A 14,323-nucleotide genomic window follows, 5' to 3' on the forward strand; every position below is an offset into this window, starting at 1 on the left:
CCGGATCCCGCTCAGCAGCTGGTGTAGATCGCGTAGGTGCCGTTGTAGGCAAGGCGTCGGAAGCCCGGGAGCGGGTTGTTGTTCAGCGTCGTGTCGCTCGTCTCGACGACGGCCTGGCGCAGGAGCGTCTGGCGGGTCGTGACGAGGAGCGCGAGGCCCTTGGCGGTGGCGTGATCGGAGTGGATGACCTTCCCGGCCTTGTCGACCGCGCCGGTGTCGGCGGGGCTGTGCTCGGGGTCGCTGCGCGCGAGCACGCGGTCCTCGGGGAGGTCCGCGATCCAGCGCACGTCGGGGATGAGCTTGTGGCTCGGGGTCGAGATCGGGCCGCACGACAGCGCGGCCTTCACCTTCGGGTCGTGGAGGAGGTCGACGAGCGCCGAGTGGGTGGCGCCGCGGAACCCGAGGTCGACGAACGGGCTCGCGTGGTTCTCCTTCACGCTCGTCTTCAGCCCGGTGCCGACGAGCAGCACGAGGCCGGCGACCATCCAGGCGGTGCGCACGCGGCCCGGGGTGAGCATCGTCCACCCCGCGATCGCGACGGCCGCGAAGAGCATCATCATCACCGCGGCGACGAGCAGGTAGCGGTCGATGACCGAGAGGCCCGCGACGCCGATCAAGAAGAACGTGCCGACGCCGACGACGAGGAGCGCGAGCGGCGGCCAGATGCGGCGCGGGACGCAGAGCAGCGCGAGGAGCAGGCCGGCGCCGCCGGTGTAGAAGACGGCCGAGGTCGAGAGGCTGCGCAGGAAGGTGAACGTCGCCCGCGGGATCTGGCTCGCGGGCCGGTTGCGGCCGAGGGAGTCGGCGAGGCTGCTCGTGTGCTGGAGCGAGAAGAGCGGCTTGCCGGTGACGGCGAAGTCGAGCGCGACCCAGACGACGGTGCCGAGGCCCATGAGGACGGTGAGCGCGACGACGCGGCGCCACGGGATGTCGTCGAGCCGCCGGCGCAGCGGCCAGAGCGCGTAGAGCCAGTAGAGGCCGGCGAGTAGCCATGCCTCGGGGCGCATGAGCGCGGCGCCGGTGAGCAGCAGCGGGACGCGGTAGCCGGTCCGGGGGCGCTCGAACTCGAGGACGGCGGCCCAGACGACGAACGCGAGGTACGTCACGTCGATGTAGCCGCGCAGCGCGAGGAACGGGAAGTCCAGGCGCGTGCACAGGATGACGGCGGCGACGACGCCGACCGCCGGGGTGAAGGCCGAGCGCCCGAGGCGGTACAGGCCCGCGACGAGGGCGAGAAACGACGCGAGCGCCGCGAAGAGCATGACGCGGCCGCCCGCCTGCCCGAGGAGCGCGAGGACCATCCCGAATCCGATCGACAGCGGGTGCTCGGTCGGGGCCCGGTAGGCCTGGAAGGAGGGCGTGTGGCCGTGGAGGAGCTCGCGGCCCCAGACGAGCGAGTACAGCGAGTCATACGTCGGGTACGTCGGATATATCAGCGTCAGGATGAGCGTCCCGACGCACAGCGCCGCGAAGAGCAGGGCCGGGATGGTCAGGCGCGACCGCCAGGACCCGGGGGCCGGCGGGTGGACCTCGGGGCCCTGCCGGCGCGGGGTGAGCGTCGCGTTCTCCATGAAGACGAGGTCCCAGACACCACTGCCGGACCGACGTCACGGGCGCAGCTCTGGGATACTGGCCCGGAGTGTACGGCACAGGTCCGCCGTCCCGCTCCTGCACCGGCCAGCCCCTCGCAGCGCTTCGATCCCCGCCCTGGCCGGCTCGCCCTTGCCATGAAGCTCATCATCCAGATCCCGTGTTTCAACGAGGAGGAGCAGCTGCCGGCGACGCTGGCGGACCTCCCCCGCGAGGTGGACGGCTTCGACGTCGTCGAGTGGCTCATCATCGACGACGGCTCCGTGGACCGGACGATCGAGGTCGCGCGTGAGGGCGGCGTCGACCACATCGTCAAGCTCACGAACAACAAGGGGCTTGCCGCGGGGTTCCAGGCCGGGCTCGACGCCTGCCTGAAGCTCGGGGCCGACGTCATCGTCAACACCGACGCCGACAACCAGTACTCGGCGCTCGACATCCCGGCGCTGACGGTCCCGATCCTCGCCGGCAAGGCCGACATGGTCGTCGGCGACCGCGAGACGGACAACATCGAGCACTTCTCGCCGCTGAAGAAGCGGCTGCAGAAGCTCGGCTCCTGGGTCGTCCGGCAGGCGTCCGACACCGAGGTCCCGGACACGACGTCCGGCTTCCGCGCGTACAACCGCGAGGCCGCGATCCAGATGGCGGTCGTGTCGAAGTACACGTACACGCTCGAGACGATCATCCAGGCCGGCAAGCTCCTCGTCGCGACCGACCACGTCCCGATCCGGACGAACCCGAAGACGCGCGAGTCCCGCCTCTTCCCGTCGATGGGCGCCTACGTGCGGCGCAACGCCGTCGCGATCTCGCGCATCTACGCGCAGTACGAGCCGCTGAAGGTCTTCTTCGCGCTCGCGCTCGCGCTCTTCGTCCTGGGGCTCGTCCCGTTCACGCGGTTCGTCGTCGCCTACGCGAACGGCGAGGGCAAGGGCCACGTCCAGTCGCTCATCTTCGGCGCGGTGCTCTTCAACTCCGCCGTCGTGCTCTTCGCGATCGGCATCCTCGGGGACCTGCTCGCGAGCCAGCGGATCATGTCCCAGCGCATCTTCGAGCGCGTGCGCCGGATCGAGCTCGAGCTCAACGTCCCGCCGTCCCACTACGAGCCGGGCGCCCGCCCCACCGGCCAGGAGCCGACGACCGGCGCCCACGCCGGCCGGCATCCCGCCCCCGGCTCCCCTGCCGTTCCCGCCGACGAGAAGGAGGCCGCCGTATGAGCCCTGATGTGACAGTCGACGAGACCGGTGTCGTCACCGGCAACACGTACGACAAGTACGGATCGAACAACCCCGTCGTCAAGAAGCTCATGGCGAACTTCGAGGGGACCCTCGCGGAGCTCTTCTCGCTGGCCGCCCCGAAGTCGCTGCTCGACGTCGGCTGCGGCGAGGGCGTCCTCATCCACGAGTGGGCCCAGCAGATCGCCCCCGCGCGGGTCGTCGGGCTCGACCTCGAGGAGGCGTCGATCCAGGCCGGCTGGGCGCAGCGCCAGGCGCCGAACCTCGAGTACCGGATCATGGACGTCTCGCAGAAGGGGCTTCCCTTCGCCGACGGCGAGTTCGAGGTCGCGACGGCGATCGAGGTGCTCGAGCACGTGCCCGACCCGGCCGACACGGTCGCGGAGATGGCACGCGTCGCGTCCAAGTGGCTGCTCGTGTCGGTCCCCCGCGAGCCGCTGTGGCGCGGGCTGAACCTCGCCCGCGGGGCGTACCTGAAGGAGCTCGGCAACACCCCGGGCCACATCAACCACTGGTCCAAGCGCTCCTTCGTCCAGCTGCTCTCGCAGCACGGCGAGGTCGTCCAGGCACGGTCGCCGTTCCCGTGGACGATGCTGCTCGTCCGCCTTGGCGGCTAGCGACGTCACGAGCCCCGTCGACCCCGTCGACGGGGACCCGGCGGGCGAGCAGAAGTCGTTCGCGAGCGGGGCGCGGATCCTCTCGATCGGGATCGCGTCCACCGGGCTGTTCACGTTCGCGTACTTCTCGGTCGCGAGCCACGTCCTCAGCGACAACGCCCTCGGTGGCGTCAACCTCCTGTGGACGATCCTCTTCATCACCATCTCGGTGATCTACCGGCCGGTCGAGCAGCTGCTGTCGCGCTCGATCGCGACGCGGCGCGCGCAGGGTCACGAGGCCGGGCACCCGCTGCGCGACGCCGCGCGGATCCAGGCGGCGTTCGCCGCGACGTTCGTCGTCGTCGCGTTCCTCTTCAAGGGGACGCTCATCGACGCGTTCGACGGTCGCGACGCGCTCTTCTGGGTCCTCGTCGTCGCGGCGCTCGCCTACGCGGCGTCGTACTTCGCCCGCGGGTACTTCGCCGGGCACCAGTGGTTCGCGCTGTACGGCGGGCTCGTGTTCTTCGAGGCGGTCGCGCGCTTCTGCTTCCCGGTCGCCGTCGCGGTCGGGATCGCGAGCGGGCAGACGGCGGTCGCGCTCGGGATCGCCGCGGCGCCGCTCGCGTCGCTGCTCGTCATCCCGATCGCGATCCGCCGCTACGGGACGGGCGCCCCCGACGGGACCCCGGGCACGCCGGTCGACCGCGCGGCCGGCGCGGCGCGCGAGGGCGCGACGTTCGCCGGCGCGGTCGCGGTCGTCCAGCTCGCCGAGCAGACGCTGCTGAACGCCGGGCCGCTGTTCGCACCCAAGGGGGCGATGTTCGCGGTCGTCTTCGGCGCCTTCCTCATCACCCGCTCGCCGCTGCAGCTCTTCCAGTCGATCCAGACCTCGCTCCTCCCCCACCTCGCGGGCCTCGAGGCGACCGAGGGCACGGCCGCCTTCGACAAGGCGATCCGGACGACGATCCTCGCGATCGCCGCGTTCGCGGGCGCGGTCGCGCTCGGCCTGCTCGCGATCGGGCCGTTCGCGATGGACATCCTCTACCCGACGGACGGCACCTACGGGCGCGTCGGCCTCGCCGTGATCGGCGTCGCGATGGGCCTGCACCTCTCCGCCGGCACGCTGAACCAGGCCGCCCTCGCGCGGGGCCAGGCGGCCCACGCCGCGATCGCCTGGGGCGCGTCCGCCGTCGTGTTCGTCGCCTGGATGGCCGCGGGCGTCGTGGACGATGCCCTCGTCCGCGCCGAGGTCGGCTACGCGGCTGCCACCGGCCTGCTCTGCGTCGCCCTCCTCGCGATCTACCGCGCCGGCACCCCGGCGGTCGCGCCCCCGCCCCTGCCGGACCCACCGCCCGCGCTGGGCTGATGCGCTGCTTCGGCGACGGCAACGAGCTCTACGAGCGCTACCACGACGAGGAGTGGGGCCGGCCGGTCGTCGACGAGCGGGGACTGTACGAGCGGCTCTGCCTCGAGTCCTTCCAGTCGGGTCTGTCGTGGCTCGTCATCCTGCGCAAGCGGCCGGGCTTCCGGGCCGCGTTCGCGGACTTCGACCCCGAGATCGTGGCGCGGTACGACGAGCGGGACGTCGAGCGCCTGCTGCAGGACGCGGGCATCGTGCGCAACCGGGCGAAGATCGAGGCGACGATCGCGAACGCCCGGGCGACGCTCGAGCTGCGGGACGGGCCACGGTCGCTGCCGGAGCTCGTATGGGCCTTCCGCCCGGACCGGCCGGACGACCACCCGGCGCCCGGCGTCCTCGGGGACATGCCGGCGAAGGTCCCCGAGTCCGCCGTGCTCGCCAAGGAGCTGAAGCGGCACGGCTTCCGCTTCCTCGGGCCGACGACGCTCTACGCGGGCATGCAGGCGTGCGGGCTCGTGAACGACCACCTCGCGGGCTGCCCGTCGCGGGCGGCCGCCGCGGCCGCGCAGGCGGCGGCGGTGCGGCCGGGCTGAGCGCCCGGCGCGGCCGTCAGCCGACGCGCTCGGGGGCGGTGTAGACGTTCACGCCGCCGCCGCGGGCGAAGCCGCACAGCGTGAGGCCGCGGTCGGCCGCGAGGCTGATCGCGAGCGACGTCGGGGCCCCGACCGCGACGAGGATGGGCGCGCCCGCGACCGCCGCCTTCTGGACGAGCTCGAAGGAGACGCGGCCGGAGACGCAGAGGATGAGCCCGTGGAGCGGCAGCGCCCCGGCGAGCAGGCGCGCGCCGATGACCTTGTCCATGGCGTTGTGCCGCCCGACGTCCTCCCGTGCGAGCAGCAGCGTCCCGTCGGCGCTGAACAGGCCGGTCGCGTGGAGGCCGCCGGTCGAGTCGAAGGCCGGCTGCGCGGCCCGGAGACGGTCGGGGAGCGACGCGAGCACCGCACGGGGGACGACGGGGCCCTCCGCCGCCTGCGGGGCACTCACCGCGACCTCCTCGAGCGCGCCCTTCCCGCACACCCCGCACGAGGACGTCGTGTAGAAGCGGCGGCTCGACGGCCGGCCGCGCAGGTCGGCGTCGACGACGACGATGTTGTTCGCGAGGTCGGGCGCGGGCCCGGCACCGCGGACGTCCCCCGGCCCGACGAGCCCCTCGCCGTGGAGGAAGCCGACCGCGAGCTCCTCGTCGTCGCCCGGCGTGCGCATCGTGATCGCGATCGCCTCCTCCCCCACGCGGATCTCGAGCGGCTCCTCGATCGCGACGCGGTCGTCGACGCCGTCGTGCGAGGCGGGGACGTGCAGGTGCGCGGCGTCGGCGGGCACGGTGGCGGCGGACCGGGCCTCAGGCGGACGGGCCGCCGGCCGCGAACAACGGCTCCTGCGTCCCGACGACGTCGACATCGAGCGCGCCGGCGATCTCGCGGGCGAGCCGCTCACGCGAGCGGGCCTCGACCCCGGCGATGAGCGCCGCGGCCCACTCCTCGTCGCTGACGACGCGACGGGCGAGCCCGAGCTCCTTCAGGACGAGGGCCGCGTCCACGTACGGCGCGAGCGCCTCCGCCCGGCGGCGGGCGGCGAGGTGCTGGGCCCCCGCGAGCGGCGTGCGGCCGGCGGTGCGGGCGAGGTGCAGCAGGTCCTCGGTGACGTGCGGGACGGCGCGGCGGGCGCACTTCTCCCACGGCGCCTCGGCCCCGCTGTCGAGCACGACCTGGCGCAGCGTCCGCCAGCCCGCGTGGCGCGCCTCGCAGCGCGCGACGAGGAAGAAGGCGAGCTCGCGGGCCACGAGGTCGGAGTCCGGCTCGTCCCCGCGGGTGTGGAGATGGCGGAGCGCGTCGCCGACCAGACGCCCGTCCCCCACCGCCCGGGCCAGTTGACGCGCGGTCCGTGCCGGCGTCTGACGTGTCTCGGGAACGAACTCGATGGCCTCAGTCTAGCCGGAAAGCCCGGCAATTCCGGGCGGACGCACCCGAGCGCGCGGACATCACTCGTACGCGAGGGCCTGGAGGACGTCGAGCTTCGCGGCGCGACGGGCGGGCAGGATCGCCGCGAGCACCCCCGCGAGGCCCGACGCGATGACGACGGCGACGAGCGTCCCGACGGGGAACGCGAGCGTGAAGTCGTTGATCGCCCGGGTCACGAGGATCGACAGCACGACGCCGATGACGACCCCGAGGATGCCGCCGATGAGCGCGGTGATGACGGCCTCCAGACGGATCATGCGCTTGACCTGGCGGCGCGAGGTCCCGATCGCCCGGAGCATCCCGAGCTCGCGCGTGCGCTCGGTGATCGAGAGCACGAGCGTGTTGACGATCCCGAACAGCGCGACGATGACCGTCAGGGCGAGCAGGGCGTAGATGAGCCCGAGCAGCTGGTTGATCTGGTCGCGCTGGCCCTGCTTGAACTGGGCGGCGGTCTGCGCCTTCACCTGCGGGTAGTCGGCCGTCAGGAGCGCGTCGATCTCGTGCTTGATCCCCTTGTCCTCGCGACCGCCGCGCAGGCCGACGAACGACACCTGGTCCTTCACGACGCCGAAGCGGTCGGCCAGGACGGCGTTCGGGACGACGAGCGACCCGACGAGCTTGCCCTTGTCCTTGTAGATGCCGTCGACGGTCAGCCGCAGCGGGCCCGAGCGCGGGGTCGCGAGCACGACCGGCGAGCCGAGCTTCAGGTGGTGGTCCTTCGCGTAGCCGGTCTCCACGAGGACGCCGGACGCGGGGAGCCGCCGGATCGCGCTCTGCGCGTCGGGCACCCCCTGGCGGACCTCGAGCTTGTAGACCGACTCGAACGTCGCGGGGTCCACGCCGGTGACGCTCTGCTTGCCCTTGATCCCCGTGACGCGGGTGGTGGCGGAGCGGACCCGGCTCACCGTCGTGACGCCGTCGACGCGGGCGACGGCGTTGCCCGCCTCGGGCGTGAACGCGCCGAAGCCGGCCTGGTTCTGGAGGATGATCTGGCCCCTCAGGCCGTTGTCGACCGCGTCGGCGATCGTCTTGTTCGCGCCCGCGGCGAAGATCGCGGCGAAGCAGACGAGCGCGACGCCGACCATGAGCGCGGCCGCCGTCGTCGCGGTGCGGCCCGGCTGCCGGACCGAGTTCTCGCGGGCCAGCCGGCCCGTGAGGCCGAAGAGCCGCTCGATGGGCGCCCCGACGACCGAGGCGATCGGGGCGACGAGCTTCGGGCTGAGCAGCGCGACGCCGACGAACAGCGCGGCGGCGCCCCCGCCGGTGAGGCTCAGCGCCGACGTCGTCCCCGAGACGACGAACAGACCGAGGACCATGAGCGCGACCCCCGCCGCGGAGAGGACGAGCGCCGCGGGGAAGGCGAGCCGCGAGGAGCGGGTCTCCGGCATCGCCACGCCCTCGCGCAGCGCGGCGACCGGCGGGACGCGGGTCGCGCGGATGGCCGGGACGAGCGAGGCGACGACGGTCACGAGCACCCCGACGACGAGCGACACGATGATCGTGCGCTGCTCGACGACGGTGCCGCTGGACGGCAGATCGATCCCGAAGCTCTTGAACAGCGCCCGCAGGCCGGACGCGACGAGGATGCCGGCCCCGAGACCGACGGCGGAGCCGATGACGCCGATCGTCAGGCCCTCCGCGAGGACGGAGCGCAGCACCTGCCGCCGGCTCGCGCCGAGCGTGCGCAGCAGCGCGAACTCCCGCGCCCGCTGGGCGACGGTGATCGAGAACGTGTTGAAGATGATGAAGGCGCCGACGAACAGCGAGATGCCGCCGAACGCGAGCAGCGCGGTGCTGAGGAACGAGAGCCCGCTCTCGATGTCGTCGGACTGGCTCTTGGCCTGCTGGCGGCCGGTGCGGACGACCGCCGCCTTCGGCGTGACCGCGCGGACGCGGGCGCGGAGCGCGGCGGCGCTGACGCCGGGGTCCGCCTCGACGTCGATCGCGTCGAAGCGACCGGCCTTGTCGGTCACGCGCTGGGCCTCGGGCAGCGTCATCGTCGCGAACGCGGCGCCGCCGAGCGAGGGCACCCCCGCGATCGTCGTCAGCCCGACCAGGCGGTACCGCTTGCGGGCGGCGACGCCCTGTACCGACACGAGCGAGCCGAGCTTGAAGTGCTCGCGGTCGGCGGTGCCCTTGTCGAGCGAGACCTCGTCGGCGGTCTGCGGGAAGCGCCCCTTGGCGACCGTCAGCGACTCGAACGTCGGGCCGTTCAGCGAGGCGACGAACATCGGCGCCCCCTGCGAGGAGACCGGCTTGCCGTCGCTGCCGAGGATCGTGCCGCTCTGGTCGTTGATCGACCCTTCGGCCGAGTGGACGCCGGGGATCGCGAGGATCCGCCGCAGCAGGCTCGCGTCGAGCGGGATCGGCGTGTCGCCGTCCTGCGTGAGGTCGTCGTTCGGCGTGACGACGACGTCGATCTTCGAGAGCGAAACCGCGAAGATCCGGTCGAAGGACCGGTTGATCGTGTCCGTGAACACGTACGTCCCGGCGATGAGCATGACGCCGAGCGCCACCGCGAGCGCGGTGAGCGCCAGACGGGTCTTGCGGGCCAGGAGCCCGCGGAGGGCGACCTTGCGCATGGGCCTAAGCCCCGGCCGCGTCCGCGCTCACGGTCCCCGCCGAATCCTCGGCGAGCAGGCCGTCCCGGAGGACGAGCAGGCGGTCGGCGACCTCCGCGGACTCGGCGTCGTGGGTGACCATGACGACGGTCTGGCCGAACTCGTCGACCGCGTGGCGCAGGAGCTGCAGGACCTCGGCGGACGTCTTGGAGTCCAGGTTGCCGGTGGGCTCGTCGGCGAACACGACGGCGGGCCGCGAGGCGAGCGCCCGCGCGACCGCGACGCGCTGCTGCTGGCCGCCGGAGAGCTCGGCCGGCCGGTGACGCAGGCGGTCGCGCAGCCCGATGGTGTCGACGAGCCGGTCGATCCACGCGCGGTCCGGCGTCCGGCCGGCGATCGACAGCGGCAGGAGGATGTTCTCCTCCGCCGTGAGTACCGGCAGGAGGTTGAAGGACTGGAAGATGAAGCCGAGCTTGTCGCGCCGCAGCTGCGTCAGGGCGCCGTCGTCGAGGCCGACGATCTCGGTCCCGTCGACGACGACCGAGCCCTCGGTCGGGCGGTCGAGGCCCGCGAGGATGTGCATGAGGGTCGACTTCCCGGAGCCCGACGGGCCCATGATCGCCGTGAACTGGCCGGGCGGGAAGGCGACGGTGACGCCGCGGAGCGCCTCGACGGCAGCCTCCCCGGTCCCGTAGCGGCGGGTGATGTCGGTCGCGGAGACGATCATGCGGCACAGCGTCGCACGCCGCCCCGCCATCGGGGATCGCCCCGAGGCGTCCCTACACCGTCCCTACCCCGCGGCGGCGGCCACGATCGCCCGGAACGCCTCGCCCGGGTCGTCGGTGCCGAAGACCGCAGAGCCCGCGACGAGCCAGTCGGCGCCCGCCTCGACGCACGCCGCGGCGGTCTTGACCGACACGCCGCCGTCGACCATGAGCGGGACGTCGGGGCCGACGAGCGCGCGCAGGCGGCGGATCTTGTCCGGCGAGGTCGGGATGAACGGCTGCCCGCCCCACCCCGGGTTCACCGTCATGCAGAGCGCCTGGTCGACCGCGACCTCCTCGAAGACCGTCAGCGGCGTCGCCGGGCAGACGGCGAGGCCGGCACGGCAGCCGCCCTCGCGGACCGCGTCGAGCGCGTAGAGGACGTGCGGCGTCGCCTCGGCGTGGATCGTGATCCCGGTCGCGCCGGCGCTCGCAAAGTCGGCGACGTGCTTCTCGGGCCGCTCGATCATGAGGTGCACGTCGAGGTCGATGTCGGGGCCGACGTGCTCGCGCAGGGCCGAGACGATGATCGGGCCGATCGTGATCGGCGGGACGAAGTGCCCGTCCATGACGTCGACGTGGATGATGTGCGCGCCGGCGGCGATGACCTCGTCGACGTGGGCGCCGAGCCGGGCGAAGTCGGCGGAGAGGATCGACGGGGCGACGTGACGGGCGGGCATGCGGGACCTCGGGGCAGGCGGACGGCAGGACGGCGGCGGGTCCGGAGCCTGCCAGAACCGGCGGCGGGACGCGGTCCCGGCGGCGGGCGGTCAGACCTCGGTGAGCATCAGCGCGCCGCAGTGGTTGCAGCGCATGTCCGCCGTCGAGGACATGCGGACGATCGTCCCGTGCTCACCGCAGTCGGGGCAGACCGAGAGCAGCTCGAAGCGGTGCAGGCAGTAGACGCACCGATAGCGCCCGGGGAGCGTCGACGGCCGCAGCCACGGCTCCTTGCACGCCGGGCACGACGGCCCGAGGTTGACGGACGACTCCACGGCCCCGAGTCTAGATGGTTCGTTCCACGGATCGGTCAGGCGTAGTAGGCAGTGAGGTTGCGTGGTGGGCGGCCGAGGCGTTCGTTGAGAGCGATCGCGGCGGTGAGAGCGAGGAACTTGGCGGCCAGGCGGGTGCGGAGCGTGTGGAGCTCGCGGGCGCGGTGGTCCTCGAGGTTGAGCATGTCTTTGCATGTCCAGAAGATCGATTCCACGCATTGCCGGATCGGGGCCAGGTGCGGCTCTTTGCCGGCCTCGTCCTTGCGTCGGGGGCGGACGATCGTGGCGCCGAGCGCGGAGGCTTGGGCGTGGAAGTCGCGGCCGGAGTAGCCCTTGTCGCCGATGACGGTGACCGGGCCGTTGCGGTGGCAGCGGGCGAGCATGTCCAGCGCGACGTCTCGTTCGCCCGTTTTCGGGGAGGTCAGGGCAAGGGCGCGTGGAGTGCCGTCGGTCGCGAACAGGCCGTGCAGGCGGAAGCCCCAGAAGAAGCGGGAATGGCTGGCGCAGTAGCCGTACTCCGCGGCGTTGCCCAGGGCGCTGCGGCGCGTCGTTTCGACCGAGCGACCGCATTCGACCGGTGTGCTGTCGACCACGAGCAGGTCGTCGTCAAAGCCGTTGGTGTGGCGGGCGAACTCGAGGATCAGCGCTTCGATTTTGTCCGACAGGCGCTGGCGGCGTTTGACGAAACCCGGGCGCTTGGGCAGTCGCGGGAACAGGTGCCCCAAGCGATGCGGTGCCATCGCCCAGAACTGCTCGTCAGAGCTGATCCGCAGTACCTGCTGAGCCACGCTCAACGTGACGACCTCCGCGTCGGTCAAGATCCGTTTGGCGTTCTTGCCCTTCGCAGGCAGGAGATCGTCGCAGGTGCAGTAAACAGCGATCAGCAGCAGGTCGAGGTCGGCGTCCATCGAGGCCCCCAGGGTCGGCGTTGGCGAGATAGCACCGCCGACTTCGACCTGCCTGCTTATGTCACCTGCCTACCCGACTCCTCCGCCCCCGCCGTGGAACGAACCATCTAGGCGGCGGGCTGGCCGGATCGTGTGGCTCCCGTCACCCGGGCGACCGAGAAGCCGTCCGTGCCGTCGACGTGCGGCAGCGTGCGGAAGCGGTCCTCGGACGCCAGGCGGTCCTCCGCGGCCGAGATGGTGCACGTCGCGTAGACGAGCGTGCCGCCCGGGGCGAGCGCGGCCTGCGCGGCCGCGAGGATCCGGTCCTGCACCACGACGAGGCCGGCGATCGCGTCCGGGGTGACCTTCCAGCGCAGGTCCGGGTGGGTCCGCAGGGTGCCGAGGCCCGAGCACGGCGGGTCGACGAGGACGCGGTCGAACGGCCGGCCTGAGGTGAACGTCCGCGCGTCCGCCTGCACGACGGTCACGTTCGTCGCGTGCATCCGGCGGCAGGCGGCGGTGAGCGCGCGGGCGCGGCCGGGGTGACGCTCGACCGCGACGACCTCCCCCTCGGCCCGCATGAGCGCCGCGAGGTGGGTCGTCTTGCCGCCGGGGGCGGCGCAGAGGTCCAGGACGCGCTCGCCGGGCTGCGGGTCGAGGAACGGCGCGACCATCTGGGCCGCGCGCGACTGCGGGGTGATGACGCCGGCGCGGAAGAGCGGTGAGCCGGCGACGTCGAAGGGCCCCTCGACGACGAGCGCGTCGCCCTCACGGCGGCCGGGCGGGAGCGCGGCCTCGTCGACGTCGGCGAGGGTGTTGATGCGCAGGGCGAGCTCCGCGGGCTCGTTGTCGGCGGCGAGCAGGGCGCGGGTCGCGTCGGCGCCGAGCTCCTTCCACCAGAGCGTCACGAGCCACTGCGGGTGCGAGTGGCGGACGGCGGCGCCCGCGATCGTCTCGTCGCCGGGCAGCTCGATGCCCTCGCGCTGCAGGCGGCGCAGGACGGCGTTGACGAGCTTGTAGCCGTAGCTCGGCTTCGCGAGCTCGACGGCCTGGTCGACGGAGGCGTGGTCGGCCGTCCCGAGGAAGAGCTGCTCGTAGATGCCGAGGTGCAGGGCGGCCCGGACGGGGGGCTCGAGCTTCTTGCCCGGCGCGAGGCGGGCGATGACCCAGTCGAGCGTGCCGCGGCGCTGGACCGCGCCGAACGCGAGCTGCTTGGCGAGGGCGCGGTCGCGGGGCTCGAGGCCCTCGGCCTCGGTCATCAGCGCGCGGTCGGCGTAGGCGTCCTGCTCGAGGACGCGGCGGACGACGGTCCACGCGGCGCGGCGGGCGGGGCTCACCGCGGCGCCGCGCTCCGGCAGGCGGGCCGCGGGGGGACGCGCGGCGGGGCGGGCGCCGGGGCCGGGCCCTCGCCGAGGGGCGGACGGGCTCATCGGGCGGAAAGGTGGCCGCGCACGTAGGACGCGGCGTCCATCGGCTTGCCGCCGGGCGGCTGGACGCGGAGGAGCTCGAGGTCCCCGTAGAGCAGGCGGGTGCCGTCGGCGTGGAGGGTCGCCGCCGGGCCGCCGGTGCCGGGGTCGAGGGCGCGCGCCTCGATGACGCCGAGCATCGCGCCGCCCTCCTCGCCGAGCGCGATCCGCGCGCCGATGTGCGGCTGCAGGGCGCGGACGGTTCGCGCCATCGCGGCGGCGCCGGCGGCCGGGTCGAGCGTGCGGTCGGCGGCCGTGATCTTCTCCGCGTAGGTCACGCGGTCCTCCGGCTGCTCGGCGTACGGCAGGCCGGGGTGCGCGTCGAGGGCCTGGACGAGCAGCTCGGCGCCGACGCGCTCCAGGCGCTCCGAGAGCGTCCCGAAGGTGTCGCCGGGCGCGATCGGCTCGGTCCGGACGAGCCCGACGGGACCGCTGTCGAGCCCGGCGGTGAGCTGCATGATCGCGACGCCGGTCTCGGCGTCCCCCGCCATGATCGCCCGCTCGATCGGGGCCGCGCCGCGCCACCGGGGCAGCAGCGACGGGTGGACGTTGAGGATCTCATGGGCGTCGAGGAGGTCCTGCCGGACGAGGGCGCCGAATGCGCAGACGATGAGCACGCCGGGGGCGGCGGCCGCGATCCGCTCGCGGGCCTCGGGGGCGTTGACGTCCTCCGGCTGGAAGAGGTCGAGGCCGAGCTGCGCGGCGGTCGTCGCGACCGGCGGCGGGCTGAGCCTGCGGCCGCGGCCGGCGGGGCGGTCGGGCCTGGTGACGACGAGCTGCGGGCGGTGCGGCCCGGCGGCGAGGTGCTCGAGGATCGCGGCGGCGAAGGGCGAGGTCCCGAGGTAGACGGTCCTCACGGG

Annotated in this window: 14 protein-coding genes; 4 read left to right on the top strand and 10 right to left on the bottom strand. The window is 73.2% G+C overall.

Annotation, left to right across the window (positions count from 1 at the left end; genetic code table 11):
- Positions 1-11: 11 nt before the first annotated feature.
- Entirely contained in the window at positions 12-1,571 is a 1,560-nt protein-coding gene (locus NBH00_RS17355) for a glycosyltransferase family protein (RefSeq protein ID WP_254569854.1), read from the bottom strand.
- Between the two features lie 156 nt (positions 1,572-1,727).
- Here NBH00_RS17355 and NBH00_RS17360 point away from each other — a divergent pair, with 156 nt between their 5' ends.
- Genes NBH00_RS17360 through NBH00_RS17375 form a run of 4 tightly spaced genes read left to right on the top strand, consistent with a single transcriptional unit; the run spans position 1,728 to position 5,368 of the window.
- Positions 1,728-2,801 (top strand): glycosyltransferase family 2 protein, encoded by a 1,074-nt coding sequence (locus NBH00_RS17360; RefSeq protein ID WP_254569855.1) that lies wholly within the window; start codon positions 1,728-1,730, stop codon positions 2,799-2,801.
- Complete coding sequence (locus NBH00_RS17365; RefSeq protein ID WP_254569856.1) at positions 2,798-3,436, top strand: class I SAM-dependent methyltransferase; 639 nt, start codon at positions 2,798-2,800, stop codon at positions 3,434-3,436. The genes NBH00_RS17360 and NBH00_RS17365 overlap by 4 nt, the downstream gene beginning before the upstream one ends.
- Positions 3,426-4,781 (top strand): hypothetical protein, encoded by a 1,356-nt coding sequence (locus tag NBH00_RS17370; protein ID WP_254569857.1) that lies wholly within the window; start codon positions 3,426-3,428, stop codon positions 4,779-4,781. The genes NBH00_RS17365 and NBH00_RS17370 overlap by 11 nt, the downstream gene beginning before the upstream one ends.
- Positions 4,781-5,368, top strand: coding sequence for a DNA-3-methyladenine glycosylase I (locus NBH00_RS17375; protein WP_302182647.1), 588 nt, complete (start codon positions 4,781-4,783; stop codon positions 5,366-5,368). The genes NBH00_RS17370 and NBH00_RS17375 overlap by 1 nt, the downstream gene beginning before the upstream one ends.
- A 16-nt stretch (positions 5,369-5,384) precedes the next feature.
- Here NBH00_RS17375 and fdhD read toward each other — a convergent pair whose 3' ends face one another.
- The 9 genes from fdhD to NBH00_RS17420 all read right to left on the bottom strand — a co-directional run bounded on the left by fdhD (position 5,385) and on the right by NBH00_RS17420 (position 14,320).
- Entirely contained in the window at positions 5,385-6,155 is a 771-nt protein-coding gene (fdhD, locus tag NBH00_RS17380; RefSeq protein ID WP_254569858.1) for a formate dehydrogenase accessory sulfurtransferase FdhD, read from the bottom strand.
- 19 nt (positions 6,156-6,174) lie between these two features.
- Positions 6,175-6,690, bottom strand: a complete 516-nt coding sequence (locus tag NBH00_RS17385; RefSeq protein WP_254569859.1) for a hypothetical protein — start codon at positions 6,688-6,690, stop codon at positions 6,175-6,177.
- A gap of 123 nt (positions 6,691-6,813) precedes the next feature.
- Positions 6,814-9,375, bottom strand: a complete 2,562-nt coding sequence (locus NBH00_RS17390; RefSeq protein WP_254569860.1) for an ABC transporter permease — start codon at positions 9,373-9,375, stop codon at positions 6,814-6,816.
- A gap of 4 nt (positions 9,376-9,379) precedes the next feature.
- Positions 9,380-10,081 carry an ABC transporter ATP-binding protein gene (locus tag NBH00_RS17395; RefSeq protein WP_254569861.1) on the bottom strand — a complete coding sequence of 234 codons (702 nt, stop codon included), beginning with the start codon at positions 10,079-10,081 and terminating at the stop codon, positions 9,380-9,382.
- 63 nt (positions 10,082-10,144) lie between these two features.
- Positions 10,145-10,798 (bottom strand): ribulose-phosphate 3-epimerase, encoded by a 654-nt coding sequence (gene rpe, locus NBH00_RS17400; RefSeq protein WP_254569862.1) that lies wholly within the window; start codon positions 10,796-10,798, stop codon positions 10,145-10,147.
- A 90-nt stretch (positions 10,799-10,888) separates the two neighbouring features.
- Positions 10,889-11,113, bottom strand: a complete 225-nt coding sequence (locus tag NBH00_RS17405; RefSeq protein ID WP_254569863.1) for a YfgJ family double zinc ribbon protein — start codon at positions 11,111-11,113, stop codon at positions 10,889-10,891.
- 35 nt (positions 11,114-11,148) lie between these two features.
- The gene (locus NBH00_RS17410; RefSeq protein WP_254569017.1) at positions 11,149-12,018 is read right to left on the bottom strand and encodes an IS982 family transposase; all 870 of its coding nucleotides are present in this window, start codon (positions 12,016-12,018) and stop codon (positions 11,149-11,151) included.
- Positions 12,019-12,125: 107 nt separating this feature from the next.
- Positions 12,126-13,427: a transcription antitermination factor NusB gene (locus tag NBH00_RS17415; RefSeq protein WP_254569864.1), complete on the bottom strand. Its 1,302-nt coding sequence runs from the start codon at positions 13,425-13,427 to the stop codon at positions 12,126-12,128.
- Positions 13,424-14,320, bottom strand: a complete 897-nt coding sequence (locus NBH00_RS17420; protein WP_254569865.1) for a methionyl-tRNA formyltransferase — start codon at positions 14,318-14,320, stop codon at positions 13,424-13,426. Before NBH00_RS17420 ends, NBH00_RS17415 begins: the two co-directional genes overlap by 4 nt.
- Between the last annotated feature and the right edge of the window lie 3 nt (positions 14,321-14,323).

This window comes from Paraconexibacter antarcticus, from assembly GCF_024220175.1.
GTDB lineage: Bacteria > Actinomycetota > Thermoleophilia > Solirubrobacterales > Solirubrobacteraceae > Paraconexibacter > Paraconexibacter antarcticus.

What these genes read in the sequence shown, in the direction of transcription:
- NBH00_RS17410 (WP_254569017.1), bottom strand. Translation starts at nt 12,018, where the DNA reads ATGGACGCCGACCTCGACCTGCTGCTGATCGCTGTTTACTGCACCTGC.
- NBH00_RS17395 (WP_254569861.1), bottom strand. Translation starts at nt 10,081, where the DNA reads ATGATCGTCTCCGCGACCGACATCACCCGCCGCTACGGGACCGGGGAG.
- NBH00_RS17375 (WP_302182647.1), top strand. Translation starts at nt 4,781, where the DNA reads ATGCGCTGCTTCGGCGACGGCAACGAGCTCTACGAGCGCTACCACGAC.
- NBH00_RS17365 (WP_254569856.1), top strand. Translation starts at nt 2,798, where the DNA reads ATGAGCCCTGATGTGACAGTCGACGAGACCGGTGTCGTCACCGGCAAC.
- NBH00_RS17355 (WP_254569854.1), bottom strand. Translation starts at nt 1,571, where the DNA reads ATGGAGAACGCGACGCTCACCCCGCGCCGGCAGGGCCCCGAGGTCCAC.
- NBH00_RS17415 (WP_254569864.1), bottom strand. Translation starts at nt 13,427, where the DNA reads ATGAGCCCGTCCGCCCCTCGGCGAGGGCCCGGCCCCGGCGCCCGCCCC.
- NBH00_RS17390 (WP_254569860.1), bottom strand. Translation starts at nt 9,375, where the DNA reads ATGCGCAAGGTCGCCCTCCGCGGGCTCCTGGCCCGCAAGACCCGTCTG.
- rpe (WP_254569862.1), bottom strand. Translation starts at nt 10,798, where the DNA reads ATGCCCGCCCGTCACGTCGCCCCGTCGATCCTCTCCGCCGACTTCGCC.
- NBH00_RS17360 (WP_254569855.1), top strand. Translation starts at nt 1,728, where the DNA reads ATGAAGCTCATCATCCAGATCCCGTGTTTCAACGAGGAGGAGCAGCTG.